We start from the raw sequence: 14094 nt of genomic DNA on the forward strand, positions 1-14094 counted from the left end.
TGATCGCGTTGACGAGAGTCGTCCGTCGAATTCGGACAGTGTTGGTCGCGGCCCGTTGGCCGTCGAGCTTGAGTTCCAGTGCCCGGAGAACGGCGCGAAGCACCGCAGGGTCAGCAAGGTCCCCTACGTTCCTGCTCGCCTTGGCAGCAAAGCTGAGAGCGTGCTTCACCTCGGGAGTTTGGCCTCGGTCCCGGGCGTTCTTGTTGAAGGCGATTTTCAGCGCCGTTCGCAGCACCACCGGTTCACCTGAGTATGTGCTGCGCAGCATCGGCACGGTAATCGTCATCAGTGATTCCGCCAGCGACTTGCGGTACTTCGGCGACGAGTCGTCCCACTTCATGTCTGCGTACTCGCACGCGAACTCGAACCACGATTTCACCTCGACTTCGTCGCGGCGCATCGACGCTGGCAAGCCTGTCTCAACGTCGAATGCCTCGCCCTCGCGCGACGCCACTTGCCGACGACAGTGGACAGGACGACCCGCTCGCCGTCCTGCAGGAAGCTGCAAGATACGGCCCTGATGCGGTAGAAGCCGTTGAGCATGATCTCATCACGGCCGAGCTCAACGCGGTGGATAAGGCCGTCGCAACACCGGGCGGCCTGGAGTCGATTTCCGCCGCCTTAGCCTCCGGCCGAGGAGCGGGAATCCTGAGCAACAACTCTTCTGAGGCGATTGTGCGTTACCTCAAGAACACTGGCCTCCTGGGCCAGATCACGCCAGTCGTGGGGCGCAAGTACGCGCGCCCCGACCTGATGAAGCCGAACACCTTTCCGTTCCACACTGCACTGCTGGGGACAGAGCGGAAGGCCGCCGAAACGCTGTACATCGGAGACTCACTGTCTGATATCGAGGTTGCTCGCGCGGTCGGCGCACCGGTTGTCGGGTTCGCCAACAAGCCTGGAAAAGCTCAGTTATTTGTCAATGCCGGAGCCTCACTAATAGCGGAAGAGATGACAGAATTCGCCGATTCTTTACCTGCGAATTACTTCGATTCTCTACTTGGACGCCCTTCGCAGCTCAACAATAACTGAACTTGGCAAATTTCTGGCTCCAACCAGAGACGTCAGCGCAGCCTTGAGCACGGGGGCGGCGACTGCGGCTATAAGCTTGAGCGGAGAAGCATGCGGCGGCACAGCCCATGCCACCCCAGCTAGAGCCACATCCAGCTTGGTCGGCTTCACCGCCGCCATCATGTTCTTGAGTGAACGCGATTTCTCGATATCATGCTCGATCTTTGCGATGTGTTCGCGGATCTTCTCGTCAAGAATGCTCTCGTATTCTTGCATGTCTTCAGGCTTCACCAGCACGTCACCGTCAGCTAGGCGACGTATCTCGGTACGCCAGGCGTTAAACGATGCCTCAGAATTACGGATATTGCATATCGTGTCAAATGATGCTTCCTCAAGAAGCGGCAGCAGGTTTCGCCGCAGACTCCCCACAGCCACCGCATCACGGACCTGCCGGTTCAATCGGCCAGCCTGGTCAACTCGCTGATACAAAAGTCGAAGGTCGGAGTCTGTCACGGGCAGGAACCGAGACCTGGTCTCCGCGACAACGGCAAGGCCGTAGTTAAAGTAAATCATCGGAGGCTCCACCACCGAAAACGCGTAATCTTGTGGAACTACCCCACTTCCAGGAACTACCCGCGCACCGCGGACCAGGTCATTCATTGCTGGCGGATTTTCAAAATCTGACTCAAGAACCTCAAGAAGGTCGAGGTTCATGACGTCGCGTCGCAGTTGAGCGCGCACCGACTCGGTCTTAGACTTCCATATCCGCAGATGGGGGACTGGGATTATCCAGCCTTGCCGTATTGCGGGAGCAAGCGTGCTCAAATCAGACAGCGCAGCCTTGATTGATTCACGGCTTTCCTCTATGGGCGATTTCTCGTATCCATCACCATAGGGCATCGCTGGTGACATCGATTGAATTTCCATCTGCCCGTCCTTTGACCTAAAAGGTCGGGGGACGGCAAAATCCCTGAAATTAAATATGCGGGAGTCTAGCGGACAGTTGACAACTATCTCATCGACATACAAGGCGGATGAATGCGCAAAAGGAAGGAGCTGTATACGCGAGAGAGCCTGAGCTTCCCCAGGGTTTACGCTGCCGCCAATATTGGCAGGAAAAGTTGCGCCGCCACTGTAAGTTCGCAGCATGTGCGGAGAATCTTCCGGAACCTCGAATTCCCTGTAGAAGTCATCCACATCACCAGCCAGGGCGTCTAAATCGAAATTTGACAGGTTGTCAATGCTAGCAGCAGTCCATGTTGAACCGAAGAATGCGTCTAGCAGATCAACGATCGTTCGAAACTTTGCGACCATTGCGTCCTCCTGTGCGAACTTCACAAGGGTAGAGCGATGCCCGCCGTTGCAAGGCAGGCCATTCGCTCCTCACCCCGCAGTCAACTGTCTGTGCGGCCTAGTCTGGCACCGCCCACCGACAAGTTCTGTTCGTTCGCGGGCGCGTCGCGCCCTCAATCAGCCGTCAGCATGCGGAGTCTCGTATCCCCACCTGGAGCGGGCATCGTCGAGAGAGTTATGGAACCAGTCGGCAGAGTCGTAGAAGCGCCAGTCGAGCATGTCTTCGATCTTGACCAAGGCTTGTTCGACGGACTCGTTAGCCAGCACCCAGCCAAACTTTTCGACCAGGTAGTAGCCGGGTGCGGGCTCCGCTACGACGCATCCGCGCCACTTGCGTGCAGCGTCGGAGTAGAAGTACGACCCGACCAGCGAGTCTGGGATCAGCGCGGAACGCGTGACGCTCGCAAGGCGGTCAGCAACCTGCGAGTCACCGGTAGATTGCGAGGTCATGACTACAGCTTGGCGTATAGAAGCCTGGCGGCCTGATCGGACTAAGGGCGCAGCTCAGTGCGGCTTCATTCGTTCACCCATGAGGCTCGCCCCACATCCGCCCCACAGCAGGCCGGAACCCGAACAAATATGCAGGTCAGGGCACATCTTCCCGTCAGCCTGTAAATCAGACGGCTCAGCCTTCGGGGGTTCGAATCCCTCACCTGCCACACCCCAGAGCATCCCGTGACCAACGTGCACCCGGTCACGGGATGCTCTTGTCTTGTCCAGCGGACTCCGGACGCGCTAGCAGGCGAGCTTGGTCGCGTCGCTCGTCTGTTTGCAGTGTGCGCCGAACGCGTTCTGCGTGGCCACCAAGCTGTCCTTGCCCTGGTTGATGTCACTCGTCATCGCGGTGAAGTCGCCGGACGAGCAGTCGGCTATCGCCGCGCGGAAGTTCTTCTCCGCGCTGTCCATGGGTTGCTTCAGGACAGCGGGCCACGTCGCCGTATCGGTTTCCAGTCTCGTCTCGTCACCCTGGGCCGCCATGCAGTCACCGGGCGAGAGTTGCATGGTTGTCGGATCGAAGGTCCACAACAGACCGAACGAGGGTCCCGGAGGGGAGCCGAACCCCGCGTCCAGCTGGTACTGACCGAAATCCACTAAATCTCCGGCGGAGTTTCCGTCGCCGGGCTGAGCGCCTCCGCCGCATCCCGCGAGCACGACGGACGCTGACACTCCCGCGAGAATGGCTGTCGTCAGCCTGATGGATCGAGTCATGATGACGCTCCTTGCCTGGCGACGTCGAAGCCGAAATGCTCTGGCAGTCGTCGAAGGCTCTGCACCTATGTCGGAGAAACCCGCCCGGCCGCTACGGACCTGCGCCGGGGACTTGACCCTCCTGCGGCAGGAGGCTGCACGCTCGTCGGCATGAACGAATTTCGCGGTCCGGTTCCGATGCCCGCCTACGACGCGGTGTCCCCGGGCAACTACCTCGGCTTCTACGGGATGCCGATGTTTCCCAACGTGCCCACCGCCGACCTCGAAGCCTCGACCGACTTCTGGCTTCGCGGGCTCGGCTTCGACAACCTTTTCACTCTCCCCGGCCAGGTCGTGCACCTGCGCCGCTGGGCGTTTCAGGACGTGCTGCTCAAGCCCGGCACCCCGGCTGGGCCGAGCGAGGTCAGCATCAGTTTCTCCTGCGTGCTCAGCGAACTCGACGAAATCGCCAAGCGGTGTGAGGAAATCACGCCGGGCTGCACGAGCGGACCGGAGCTGATGCCGTGGAACTCGCGAGAGTTGCGGGTCGTCACGCCGGAAGGCACGAACGTCGTGATGACCGCGGCGGTGCCGATCGACCCGAACGGGACCGTCGCGGAGGAGATGCGCGCCGTGGGGATCGACGTCCCGCGGTCGTGAACTGCGACACTGAGGCCGTGACCGAGCAAGGCGGCCTCACTGTCGGACGCACGGCGACGCTAGTCGGCGTGAGTGTCAAAACCCTGCATCACTGGGACGCGGTCGGCCTGGTGCGCCCAAGCGAGCGCACCAGGTCCGGCTACCGCGTGTACTCCGCCGAGGACATCGCGCGACTGCACCGCGTGCTGGTCTACCGCGAACTGGGCTTCCCCCTGTCAGAAATCGGACGCCTCATCGACGACCCGACCGCCGACGCGCACGCCCATCTGACGAGGCAACGACGCGAATTGCGGGAGCGAATCGAGCGGCTGGAACACATGGTGTCCGCAGTCGACAGGATGGCAGCAGCCACCCGCGGCGGGATGCAGCTGACAGCCGAGAAGCAGGTCGAGATCTTCGGATCCGACTGGAACCCGGAGTGGGTCGACGAGGCCGCGGAACTCTGGGGCGACACGAAGCAGTGGGCGGAGTACCGCGAGCGAACCACCGATCTGAGCCCGCAAGACTGGCAACAGGCCGCAGCCGAGCACGAAACCCTCCACGCGGACCTGGCCAAAGCCCGGCGAGCAGGCGTCAAGCCCGGGTCAGCGGAGGCGAACAACCTCGCGGAGCGGCATCGGGCGACGCTGTCGCGGTACTTCGACTGCACACACTCAATGCAGGTGTGCATCGGGCGAAAGTTCGTGGACGAGACCGGGTACACGGAGTACTACGACGCGTTGGCACCCGGGCTCGCGAGCTGGCTGCGGGACGTGATTTTCGCCAACGCGATCGTGCACGGCGTCGACCCGGCCACTGCGGTGTGGGAGTAACGACGGGTCGTGAGGGGAACCTTCACGGACTCTGAGTCCCTCGGGGTTCCCTTCACGGACCCGGGCTCAGCGGCCGCGGGCCATCTCTTCGAGGCGGCGGATCCGGTCCTCGATCGGCGGGTGGGTCGAGAACATCTTGCTCAGCCCAGCACCCGGCCGGAACGGATTCGCGATCATCAAATGCGACTGAGAAACCACAGCAGGCTCCGGAGCCAACGGCGCAGCCCGAGTCCCCCGCTCCAACTTCCGCAACGCCGACGCCAACGCCAGTGGATCCCCAGTCAACTCCGCCCCAGAAGCATCCGCCTGATACTCCCGAGACCGGCTCACCGCCATCTTCACCACCCCAGCCGCGATCGGCCCGATCAAGACCAGCAGCAGCGACATGAACGGATTGCCCTCGCGGTCATTCCCGCCGAAGAAGAACGCGATATTCGCCAGCACGCTGACGACACTCGCCAACGCCCCGGCAACACACGAGATCAAAATGTCCCGGTTGTACACGTGAGACAGCTCATGCCCGAGCACTGCCCGCAACTCACGCTCGTCCAGCAACTCCAAGATCCCAGTAGTGCAGCACACCGCCGCATGCTGCGGACTACGCCCGGTCGCGAACGCATTCGGCGCCGCAGTAGGACTGACGTACAACGAAGGCATCGGCTGCCGCGCGGAAGTAGCCAGCTCCCGCACGATCCGGTACATCGCGGGCTGCTCGACCTCCGACACCGGCCGCGCGTGCATCGCGCGCAGGGCCATTTTCTCGGAGTTGAAGTAGGCGTAGGCGTTCATCCCGAGCGCCACGATCAGGCCGATCACCAGGGCCCCTCGCCCGAACAATCCGCTGATCCCGATGATGATCGCCGAGAGCAGACCGAGCAGCATCGCCGTCTTCAGCCCGTTGTGGTGCTTGTGCACGCGTGCTCGCCTCCGTCCGCCGTGGCAGGTGCCGCAAAGTGGGTTACTCACTGGAAACAACGCGATCGGGGGACTCGAAGTTCCTTCGCCTGATCCTCGTCCGAGTTAGGGTCGGCGGGCAACCCAACCGACCGGGGCAGGTGAGCGATGCGCGGTTCCCAGTTATCCCGGCGAGGGCTGTTTGCCCTGGTCAGCGCGGGTGCGGCGGCGATGGTGAGCAGCACGGCGGCAGCGGCCGGGCGAGTCAGCAGCGTGCAGGTCGGCGGCACACTTTCGGCCCTTGCGGTGAGTCCGGTCACCGGGCTCGTCTACGCGGCTGACCAGGCGTCCGGCATGGTTCTCGTGCTCGATCCGGACGCGGGGCGGGTCGTTTCCGCGCTCGCGGTCGGCGGGGAGCCCAGTGACGTCGTGGTGGACACCGACCGGATCTACGTCGCCAATCCGCCGGGCGGGACGGTGCTCGCCTTCGACAGCCAGACCCACCGGTTGCTGAGCGTCGTCAGCGCGGGGGCGGGCGCGTCGGCGCTCGCGGTCGACCCGCAGGCCAACCTCGTGTACGCGGTGAGCGGCAAGACCGGCACGTTCGCGGTGCTCGACAGCATCAGTCTCACCCAGCAGGACCTGCTGCCCGCGCCGAAGCCGGGCCTCGCCGGGATCGCGCTCGACCGCGGCCGGCGGCGCGCCTACTGCACCAGCCCGAACACGAACTCGGTCGAGATCTGCGACCTTGACGCCGGGACGTTCACCGCCAGCGTTCCGGTGGGTGCTTCTCCGACCGGGATCGGCGTGCACGAATTGAGCGGCTCGGTGTTCGTGGCGAATTCGGCGATCCACCATCTGTCCATTGTGGATGGATCGGCGCGGGCGCAGGTCAAGACCGTGCTGTTGCGCAGCGAGGCGTCGTCACTCGCGGTGCATCAGGGCAGCGACGTCGTGTACACCAACGGCGGGCAAAATGGACTGTCTCGTGTGGACGGACGAACGGAAACCCTTACCGGCGAGCTGAGTCTCGGCGTGAATCCCGGCGACGTGGCGGTCGATCAGCGCACGCGCACGGTGTACGTGACCGACCCGCTGCACGGCGCGATCAGCATCGTGCGCGATTTCTGACCGCACGCATGAAGTTACTCCAGGTATACGGTGTCGGACATGGAACTCGGTCTCCAGGTCCCCGACTTCACGTTGCCGGGAGGAACTGCCGCGCTCGGCGCGGAGCTGGCCGAAGCGGTGCGGGCGGCGGACGACGCCGGGTTCGCTTACCTCGCGGTGATGGACCACTTCTTCCAGATTCCCAGCGTCGGCCCGAGCGACCGTCCGATGCTTGAGGCGTACACCACGCTCGGCTATTTCGCCGCGCACACCCGGCGCGCGAAATTGTTCACCTACGTCACTGGCGCGATTTACCGGCATCCCGGCCTGCTCGCGAAGGCGGTGACCACGCTCGACGTGCTGTCCGGCGGGCGGGCCATGCTCGGCATCGGGGCCGGATGGAACGAGGAGGAAGCCCGCGGGCTCGGCTTTCCGTTTCCGTCCACTGCGGAACGATTCGAGCTGCTCGAGGAGAACCTGCGGTATGTCCGGCAGATGTGGGACGAGGACGACAAACCGTTCTCCGGCAAGCACTTCACCGCCGAACGACTGCTCAACAGCCCGCAGCCGCTGCGGCGGCCGCCGATCATGGTCGGCGGCGGTGGTGAGAAGAAGACCCTCCGGCTTGTCGCCAAGTACGGCGACTTCTGCAACATCGGCAACGGCCCCGACCTCGAGCGCAAGCTCGACGTGCTCAAGCGGCACTGCGAAACCGAGGGCCGTGACTACGCCGAGATCACCAAGACGGTTTACCACTACCTGGACATCGGCCCGTCCGGGGAGAAAACCGGCGAATTTCTCGCCGAGGCACAAAGGCTGCACCGGCTCGGCGTCCAGGCGATGATCGGCCCGCTTCCCGGCGGGCTCGACCAGAACCGGATCGGAATTTTCGCGCAAGACATCATTCCGGCGGTTAAGGAGTTGGCATGAAACTCGGGTTGCACCTGGCTCAGCAGACGTGGCCGAACGGCCCGGCGGCGCTCGGCGCGGACCTGGCGCGGGTGGCCCGGACCGCGGACGAGGCCGGGTTCGAATACCTGTCGGTGATGGACCATTTCTTCCAGATTTCCAGCTACGGCCCACCGGAGCACGAGATGCTGGAAGCCTGGACGACGCTCGGCTTCCTGGCCGCGCACACCGAACGGGTCAAACTGCTCACGCTCGTCACCGGCGTCATCTACCGGCACCCCGGGCTGCTCGCGAAAGCGGCGACGACGCTCGACGTGCTGTCCGGCGGGCGGGCGATCCTCGGCATCGGCGCGGGGTGGAACGAGGAGGAATCCCGCGCGCTCGGCTTCCGGTTCCCGCCGCTGAAGGAGCGGTTCGAGCAACTCGAGGACGCGCTCCGGTACGTCCGGCAGATGTGGGCCGAGGGCGCCGAACCCTTCACCGGCACGCACGTCAGCGCCGAACGGCTGCTGAACAGCCCGCAGCCGATCCAGCGTCCGCATCCGCCGATCATGATCGGGGGCAGCGGCGAGAAGAAGACCCTGCGGTTCGTCGCGCAGTACGGCGACATCTGCAATTTGCTGCCCAACGCGGACCTTCCGCGCAAACTGGAAGTCCTGCGGCAGCACTGCGAGGACGTCGGCCGCGACTACTCCGAGATCACGAAAACCGCTTCGCTGCGACTCGACACCGGTGAAAAAGGCGAGAAAACCGGGCAACTGCTGGATGAACTGGGCCGGCTGTCGGAACTCGGTTTCAGCGTCGCGACCGGCTGGGCGCACGGCGTTCCGGACCCGGCGGTGCTCGAGCGGTTCGCCACCGAAGTGATCCCGGCGGCGGAAAAGCTGTGATCCGCTGACGAACGGGTGACGGCTGCGCCATCCGGTGCCGGACCGCCACCCGTTCGTCGCAGCACCTCGCGGCATTTCGCCGCCGTCAGAAGTCTTTTTTCAGGCTCCTCGACCCGGGGAATGCACCGGTGCGCCGTCGGCACCGCACCGGCTGCCGAGAAAATTTGGTCTCGGTTCCGAATCGACTCCGGTGAGCTTCCCGGTGCGTTGTAACGACGGCCGTGCGCGAATCGACCTGCCCTACGCAGATCGCGCACACGAGCCGGAGGAGCCCGGTACATGACCACATGTCGACTCTGCGGTTCGGAAAGAACCGCCAGCGTGGTCGATCTCGGCGCGACCCCGCCGTGCGAGCGGTTCCTGACCGCCGCGCAGCTGGCCGAACCGGAACCGACTTTCCCGCTGCATCTCGAAGTGTGCACGGAATGCTGGCTCGCGCAGCTTCCTCCGCTGCTCGACCCGGCCGACACTTTCACCGATTACGCGTATTTCTCGTCTTTTTCCACCTCGTGGGTCGAGCACGCGAAACGGTTCACCGATGCCGCCGTCGAGCGGCTCGGGCTGACCGACCGGTCTTTCGTCGTCGAGGTCGCCAGCAACGACGGATACCTCCTGAAGCACGTCGTGGAGCGCGGAATCCGTTGTCTCGGCGTGGAACCTTCGGTGAACGTCGGACACGCCGCGCGCGAGGCCGGGGTGCCGACGCACACCGCGTTCCTCTCCGAGGACACCGGCCGGGAGGTGCGCGCCGAACACGGTTCGGCGGACCTGGTCGTGGCGAACAACGTTTACGCGCACATTCCGGACATCCGCGGGTTCACCCGCGGGCTGCGCGCGCTCGTCGCGAACGACGGCTGGGTGTCGATCGAGGTGCAGCATCTGCTCACGCTGATCGAAAAGAACCAGTACGACACGATCTATCACGAGCATTTCCAGTACTACACCGTCGAATCCGCGCAGCGAGCGCTGGCGGGCGGCGGGCTGACCGTGGTCGACGTCGAACTCCTGCCCACGCACGGCGGATCGATCCGGCTCTGGGCGCGGCCCGCGGAGGCCGCCGGGGAGCCGAGCGCCCGGATGATCGACGTGCTGGCCCGGGAGAAGGCGGCCGGGCTGCACGAACTGTCCGGGTACACCGAATTCGCCGACCGGGTCACTCGCGTGCGGCTCGAATTGCTCGAATTTCTCCTCGCCGCGCGGAAAGACGGGAAAACGACCGTCGGGTACGGCGCGCCCGGCAAGGGCAACACCCTGCTGAACCACTGCGGCATCCGGCCGGACCTGCTGGCCTACACGGTGGACCGCAATCCCTACAAGCACGGCCGGTTCACGCCGGGCACCCGGATCCCGGTCGTGGAACCGGACCGGATCGCGGCCGACCGGCCGGACTACGTCCTCGTCCTGCCCTGGAACCTGCGGAACGAGCTGACCGAGCAGCTTTCCTACGTCGGCGCGTGGGGCGGCAAGCTCGTCTTCCCGATTCCGCGCCTGGAAATCGTCGAGGTGGCAGTGAAGTGAAGGTCGTTCTGTTCTGCGGCGGTTACGGGATGCGGATGCGCAGCAGCGAGACGTCCGACGTGCCCAAGCCGATGGCAATGGTCGGTCCCCGGCCGCTGATCTGGCACGTGATGCGCTACTACGCGCATTTCGGGCACACCGAGTTCGTGCTGTGCCTCGGCTACGGCGCGCACCACATCAAGGACTTCTTCCTGAACTACAAGGAGACGACGTCCAACGATTTCGTGCTGCGCGGCGGGAAACCGGAACTGCTGTCCACCGACATCGCCGACTGGACGATCTCCTTCGTGCAGACCGGCATCGAATCGCCGATCGGCGAACGGCTCCGCCGGGTGCGCGACCACCTCGACGGCGACGAGATGTTCCTCGCCAACTACGCCGACGTTCTCACCGACGCGCCGCTGGACAACATCGTCGAGCGGTTCCACAACAGCGACGCCGGCGCTTCGATGCTCGTCGTGCCGCCGCAGTCGTCGTTCCACTGCGTCGAGATGGACGAGGGCGGCCTGATCGGCGCGATCACGCCGGTCAGCGAACTCCCGCTGTGGGAGAACGGCGGCTATTTCGTGCTGCGGCAAGAGATCTTCGACCACATCCCGGAAAACGGCGACCTGGTCGCCGACGGCTGCGGCGAACTCGCCAAGCGCGGCCGGCTGCTCGCCTACCCCTACCGCGGGTTCTGGAAGCCGACCGACACGGTCAAGGAACGCTACGCACTCGACGCCGCTTACACGCACGGCGACCGGCCGTGGGCGCTGTGGGAACGCGAAAAGGTGCACTCGTGATCCGCCTCGGTGCCGAGTTGAAGAGCATCGTCGTGCTCGGCGCGCATTGCGACGACATCGCCATCGGCGCGGGCGGCACGCTCCTCGAGATCTGCGAGCAGCGTCCCGGACTTCAGGTCGACGCGCTCGTGCTGTCCGGCGGCGGCACCGACCGGGAGACCGAGGAACGCGCCGCGCTGGCCGCGTTCTGCCCGGGTGCCGAACTGAACGTCACAGTGCTCAAGCTGCCCGACGGACGCCTCCCCTCGCATTGGGAGGAAGCCAAGAACGCGCTGGAGGACCTCCGCCGCCGCACCGATCCGGACGTCGTGTTCGCGCCCCGCACCATCGACGCGCACCAGGATCACCGCGGTCTCGCCCAGCTCGTGCCGACGGTGTTCCGCGGCCATCTGACGCTGGGCTACGAGATCGTCAAATGGGACGGGGACCTCGGACGGCTGCCTGCCTACGCGCCGCTGTCCGACGACGTGATGCAGCGCAAGATCGAACTGCTGCACGAGCATTACGGCTCTCAGCAGCACCGGCCGTGGTACGACCGCGAGGCTTTCCTCGGCCTCGCCCGGATTCGCGGAATCGAATGCCAAGAACGCTATGCCGAGGCGTTCGAGGCGAACAAACTCGTCATCGATCTAAGGGGCTGAAGGCATGCGCGTGCTGCTCACGGGGCACACGGGATATCTGGGCACGGTGATGGCGCCGGTGCTAGCCGCGGCGGGACACGAGGTCGTCGGCCTCGACTCGGGCTTGTTCGCCGCTTGTGTGCTCGGCCCGGCCCCGCACGATCCGGTCGGGCTGGCCGTCGACCTGCGGGACGTGAAAGCCGAGCACCTGCAGGGTTTCGACGCGGTGATCCACCTCGCCGCGCTGTCCAACGACCCGCTCGGCTCGCTCGCGCCCCAGCTGACCTACGACATCAACCACCACGCGTCGGTCAAGCTCGCGAAACTCGCGAAGGAGGCCGGGGTTTCCCGGTACCTCTACGCCTCGACCTGTTCCGTCTACGGCGCTTCGGGTAACAGCGGCCTCGTCGACGAGACCGCACCGCTTCGGCCGGTCACGCCGTACGCGGAGTCGAAGGTCCGCGTGGAAGCCGAGGTTTCGGAACTGGCTGACGACGACTTCACCCCGGTGTACCTGCGCAATGCCACCGCGTTCGGCTTCTCGCCGCGGCTGCGCGCCGACATCGTGCTGAACAACCTCGTCGGCCACGCCTACCTGTCCGGCGAGGTGCTCGTGCTCTCCGACGGGACGCCGTGGCGGCCGCTGGTGCACGCCGACGACATCGCCCACGCCTTCACCGCCGCGCTCGAAGCGCCGCGCGAAGCCGTGCACAACAAGGCGTTCAACATCGGCACCGAGCGAAACAACGTGACGGTCGCCGAGATCGCCGAAGAGGTCGTCGCGGCGGTGCCCGGCGCCAAGCTGCGGATCACCGGCGAGGCCGGGGCCGACCCGCGCTCGTACCGCGTCGATTTCTCCCGGTTCCGCGAAGCGGTCCCGTCCTTCGACTGCAAGTGGGGCGTGAAAGACGGTGCGCTGCAACTGTTCGACGCCTACCGCCGCAACAGCCTGACCCGGGAACAGTTCGAGCGCCGCTTCACCCGGCTGAACTGGCTGAGCGACCGGCAGTCCGCCGGCGCGGTCGACGCCACCCTGCGGCACGCCTGATGCGCACGGGGCCCGAGATGCACGCTCTGGTGGAACGGTTGTACCCGTTCTGCCGGAGCATCACCGGCGACGGCGTACGGCAGACCCTTGCCGTCATCGGCGAGCACCTCCCGCTCGACCGGTACGAGGTGCCGAGCGGCACCGACGTGCTGGATTGGACTGTGCCTCCGGAGTGGAACATCCGCGACGCCTTCGTCGCGGATTCCTCCGGACGTCGGGTGATCGATTTCCGGAAGTCGAACCTGCACGTGGTCGGCTACAGCGTCCCGGTCGACCGGGTCGTCAGCCTCACCGAACTGCGCACGCACCTGCACACGCTGCCCGCGCAGCCGTCGTTGATCCCGTATCGCACCAGCTACTACTCCCCCACCTGGGGTTTCTGCCTCGCGCAGGATGTTCTCGACACGCTGCCAGAGGGCGACTACCACGTCAAAATCGACTCGACGCTCGCCGACGGCCACCTCACCTACGCCGAGCACGTCGTGCCCGGCGAGGTGTCCGACGAGGTGCTCGTCTCGTGCCACCTCTGCCATCCCTCACTGGCCAACGACAACCTCGCCGGCATCGCGGTCGCCGTCGCGCTCGCGCAGGCGCTGGCCGGGGAAAAGCCGTACTACACCTACCGGTTCCTGTTCATGCCCGGCACGATCGGCGCGATCGCCTGGCTGGCGCGCAATTCCGAGCGCATCGACCAGGTCAAGCACGGGGTCGTGCTGGCCTGCGCCGGCGACCGGGGTTCGCTGACCTACAAGCGGAGCCGACGCGGGGACGCCGACATCGACCGCGTCTTCGCGCACATCCTCAAGGACAAACCGCACGAGATCCGCGAGTTCTCGCCGTATGGCTACGACGAGCGCCAGTTCTGTTCCCCCGGGTTCAACCTCGGCATCGGCTCGCTCACGCGCACGCCGTACGCGGGCTACCCGGAGTACCACACCTCGGCGGACAACCCGTCCTTCGTCGATCCGGACGCGATGGCCGACACCCTCGACACGCTGCGGACGGCGTTTTCCGTGCTGGACCGCAACCGGCGCTACGTGAACCTCAGCCCGTACGGCGAACCGCAGCTCGGCAAGCGCGGGCTGTACGACTCGCTCGGCGGGCGCAGCGACGCGAAGGAAGCGCAGCTGGCCATGCTGTGGGTGCTCAGCCTCTCCGACGGCGACCACAGCCTGCTCGACATCGCCGAACGGGCGGACCTGCCGTTCGGCGCCGTGGCCGCGGCGGCCGATGCGCTGCAGGCCGCCGGTCTGCTGAAGGAGTGAGGCCGTGCCGTCGATCCTGCGTTCGCGAGCC

The 14094-nt window shown here is 65.1% G+C and carries 15 protein-coding genes; 11 read left to right on the forward strand and 4 right to left on the reverse strand.

Features of this window, described 5'->3' with window-relative positions; all coding sequences use genetic code 11:
- Nucleotides 1-429 precede the first annotated feature (429 nt).
- Complete coding sequence (locus D0D37_RS13950) at nucleotides 430-1032, forward strand: HAD family hydrolase (RefSeq protein WP_116200944.1); 603 nt, start codon at nucleotides 430-432, stop codon at nucleotides 1030-1032.
- Here D0D37_RS13950 and D0D37_RS46585 read toward each other — a convergent pair.
- The 3 genes from D0D37_RS46585 to D0D37_RS13960 form a co-directional block, all read right to left on the reverse strand.
- Nucleotides 997-2325, reverse strand: a complete 1329-nt coding sequence (locus tag D0D37_RS46585) for a hypothetical protein (RefSeq protein ID WP_162834229.1) — start codon at nucleotides 2323-2325, stop codon at nucleotides 997-999. The two genes, D0D37_RS13950 and D0D37_RS46585, sit on opposite strands and share 36 nt — an antisense overlap.
- A gap of 156 nt (nucleotides 2326-2481) precedes the next feature.
- Nucleotides 2482-2814, reverse strand: a complete 333-nt coding sequence (locus D0D37_RS13955; RefSeq protein WP_116200945.1) for a hypothetical protein — start codon at nucleotides 2812-2814, stop codon at nucleotides 2482-2484.
- 285 nt (nucleotides 2815-3099) lie between these two features.
- A complete protein-coding gene (locus D0D37_RS13960) occupies nucleotides 3100-3573 on the reverse strand; it encodes a hypothetical protein (RefSeq protein WP_162834230.1) in 474 nt (157 codons plus the stop codon).
- A 150-nt stretch (nucleotides 3574-3723) separates the two neighbouring features.
- Between D0D37_RS13960 and D0D37_RS13965 the strand changes: the two genes are divergently transcribed.
- Together D0D37_RS13965 and D0D37_RS13970 are read left to right on the forward strand one after the other, a co-directional pair.
- Nucleotides 3724-4212: a VOC family protein gene (locus tag D0D37_RS13965; RefSeq protein ID WP_116200947.1), complete on the forward strand. Its 489-nt coding sequence runs from the start codon at nucleotides 3724-3726 to the stop codon at nucleotides 4210-4212.
- A gap of 17 nt (nucleotides 4213-4229) precedes the next feature.
- The gene (locus D0D37_RS13970) at nucleotides 4230-5024 is read left to right on the forward strand and encodes a MerR family transcriptional regulator (protein WP_116200982.1); all 795 of its coding nucleotides are present in this window, start codon (nucleotides 4230-4232) and stop codon (nucleotides 5022-5024) included.
- A 66-nt stretch (nucleotides 5025-5090) separates the two neighbouring features.
- Here D0D37_RS13970 and htpX read toward each other — a convergent pair whose 3' ends face one another.
- The gene (gene htpX / locus D0D37_RS13975; RefSeq protein WP_116200948.1) at nucleotides 5091-5939 is read right to left on the reverse strand and encodes a zinc metalloprotease HtpX; all 849 of its coding nucleotides are present in this window, start codon (nucleotides 5937-5939) and stop codon (nucleotides 5091-5093) included.
- 210 nt (nucleotides 5940-6149) lie between these two features.
- Here htpX and D0D37_RS13980 point away from each other — a divergent pair, with 210 nt between their 5' ends.
- The 8 genes from D0D37_RS13980 (at nucleotide 6150) to D0D37_RS14015 (ending at nucleotide 14063) form a co-directional block, all read left to right on the forward strand.
- Nucleotides 6150-7049 carry a YncE family protein gene (locus D0D37_RS13980; protein WP_244223506.1) on the forward strand — a complete coding sequence of 300 codons (900 nt, stop codon included), beginning with the start codon at nucleotides 6150-6152 and terminating at the stop codon, nucleotides 7047-7049.
- 39 nt (nucleotides 7050-7088) lie between these two features.
- A complete protein-coding gene (locus D0D37_RS13985; protein WP_116200950.1) occupies nucleotides 7089-7958 on the forward strand; it encodes an LLM class F420-dependent oxidoreductase in 870 nt (289 codons plus the stop codon).
- A complete protein-coding gene (locus D0D37_RS13990) occupies nucleotides 7955-8827 on the forward strand; it encodes an LLM class F420-dependent oxidoreductase (protein ID WP_116200951.1) in 873 nt (290 codons plus the stop codon). Before D0D37_RS13985 ends, D0D37_RS13990 begins: the two co-directional genes overlap by 4 nt.
- A gap of 279 nt (nucleotides 8828-9106) precedes the next feature.
- Complete coding sequence (locus tag D0D37_RS13995) at nucleotides 9107-10345, forward strand: class I SAM-dependent methyltransferase (RefSeq protein WP_116200952.1); 1239 nt, start codon at nucleotides 9107-9109, stop codon at nucleotides 10343-10345.
- Nucleotides 10342-11130 carry a sugar phosphate nucleotidyltransferase gene (locus tag D0D37_RS14000; RefSeq protein ID WP_116200953.1) on the forward strand — a complete coding sequence of 263 codons (789 nt, stop codon included), beginning with the start codon at nucleotides 10342-10344 and terminating at the stop codon, nucleotides 11128-11130. Before D0D37_RS13995 ends, D0D37_RS14000 begins: the two co-directional genes overlap by 4 nt.
- Nucleotides 11127-11771, forward strand: a complete 645-nt coding sequence (locus D0D37_RS14005; RefSeq protein ID WP_116200954.1) for a PIG-L deacetylase family protein — start codon at nucleotides 11127-11129, stop codon at nucleotides 11769-11771. Before D0D37_RS14000 ends, D0D37_RS14005 begins: the two co-directional genes overlap by 4 nt.
- A gap of 4 nt (nucleotides 11772-11775) precedes the next feature.
- On the forward strand, nucleotides 11776-12798 hold the full coding sequence (locus D0D37_RS14010) for an NAD-dependent epimerase/dehydratase family protein (RefSeq protein ID WP_116200955.1): 1023 nt from the start codon (nucleotides 11776-11778) through the stop codon (nucleotides 12796-12798).
- On the forward strand, nucleotides 12798-14063 hold the full coding sequence (locus tag D0D37_RS14015; RefSeq protein ID WP_116200956.1) for a DUF4910 domain-containing protein: 1266 nt from the start codon (nucleotides 12798-12800) through the stop codon (nucleotides 14061-14063). The genes D0D37_RS14010 and D0D37_RS14015 overlap by 1 nt, the downstream gene beginning before the upstream one ends.
- Nucleotides 14064-14094: the final 31 nt, after the last annotated feature.

It is taken from the genome of Amycolatopsis circi (genome assembly GCF_003385235.1).
In the GTDB taxonomy this organism is placed as follows: domain Bacteria; phylum Actinomycetota; class Actinomycetes; order Mycobacteriales; family Pseudonocardiaceae; genus Amycolatopsis; species Amycolatopsis circi.